This window comes from Cellulomonas sp. Leaf334 (assembly GCF_001424195.1).
In the GTDB taxonomy this organism is placed as follows: Bacteria; Actinomycetota; Actinomycetes; order Actinomycetales; family Cellulomonadaceae; genus Cellulomonas.
This window is the reverse complement of sequence record NZ_LMOO01000003.1, coordinates 1-1,452: the sequence shown is the minus strand read 5'-3', so window position 1 is coordinate 1,452 and position 1,452 is coordinate 1. Positions and strand designations below refer to the sequence as shown.

The window sequence follows — 1,452 nt, the reverse complement described above, 5'->3', positions numbered from 1 at the left end:
GCGGCTGCGACTCGTCCTGGTCACCCGAGGAGATCCCGTAGTACCGCACGTACCCACCGTCGAGCGTGCCCGAGACGTTGATCGTCGAGGACACCTTCTTCTCACCCGAGGCCGAGGGCCACGAGCCGGACGGCGGCGTCGTGGGGTTCGAGGTGGGGGACGACGTCGGCGACGACGTCGGGTTCGACGTCGACGTCGGCGACGACGTCGGCGCTGTGCCGTCCGCGTACGTCTCGAACTCCGCGACCTGCGGCGTGGACGACGCGCTGGTGATGGTGAAGGTGACCTTCTTCAGCGACGTCGAGCTGAAGCTGATGGTGCCGGCGCCGCTGCCGGTCTTCAGGGTCGCGCCGCTGTCACCGTTGACCAGCTTCCACGCACCGATCCGGCCCGCTGCACCCGAGGTCTCCCGGATGACCACCGAGGACACCGTCGTGGCGGACCCCCACTTGACGGAGATGCTGCCGGTGGAGCTGCTCGGCGACCAGTACGTGCTCAGCGAGCCGTCCTTGACGTTGCCGTAGCTGGTGCCGCTGGCCTTGCTCGACCCGTCCGCGCCTGCGCCCAGGCTGAGGTTGGTGCCCGCGGCCTGCGCGGCCGACATCGAGAACGCGGTCACCCCGATCGTGGCCGCCATGGCCATGGCGGCCAGGCCCGCGAGGGGCCGTCGTGCGAGTGCTTGTCTCATCGTTGCCTCGTCTTCGTGTGTGGATGCAGGTGCCGCCCCGCTCTGGAGCAGGCATCCCGGGTGTGTCCCGGGGTGGGAGGTCGACCTCCGACCTCCCGAGAGGGCGCGACCCCGGCCCGAGCCGGTCCGGGGTCGCGCCGTGTCGCTCAGGTCAGCCGGCGTACGTCTCGAACTCCGCGATCTGCGGCGTGCTCGACGCGCTCGTGATCTGGAACGAGATCTTCTTCAGCGACGTCGAGCTGAAGCTGATGACACCTGCACCGGTACCGGTCTTCAGGGTCGCGCCGGTGTCGGCGTTGATCAGCTTCCACGCACCGACCCGGCCGCTGGCGCCGGAGGTCTCACGGATGTTGACCTTCGACACGGTCGTGGCGGAGCCGAACTTGACGGAGATGGTGCCGGTGGAGCTGCTCGGCGACCAGTACGTGCTCAGCGAGCCGTCCTTGACGTTGCCGTAGCTGGTGCCGCTGCCCTTGCTCGACCCGTCCGCACCGGCGTTGAGGCTGAGGTTGGTCCCGCTCGGCGCCGTGGACGTCGGGGTCGGGGTGGGCGTGGACGTCGTCGTCGGGGTCGACGTCGGAGTCGTGGTCGACGTCGGCGTGGCGGTCGGCGTCGTCGGGGAGCAGGACCCGTTCGAGACCTGGAGGCCCTTGTTGGCGCCGGCGGTCTGGGCGACGACGTTGGGCACGCAGCTGGCACCGTCGAGGCTGTAGGAGTACGGGATGGACACCGACGTCGTGGACGTCACGTTCGGCCCGGCCGGG

Annotated in this window: 2 pseudogenes; both read right to left on the bottom strand. The window is 69.8% G+C overall.

What is annotated here, in order from left to right:
• Positions 1-688, bottom strand: a pseudogene (locus ASF78_RS23020) (hypothetical protein); the annotation flags it as partial.
• Between the two features lie 151 nt (positions 689-839).
• A pseudogene (locus ASF78_RS22610) lies at positions 840-1,452 on the bottom strand (pectate lyase); the annotation flags it as partial.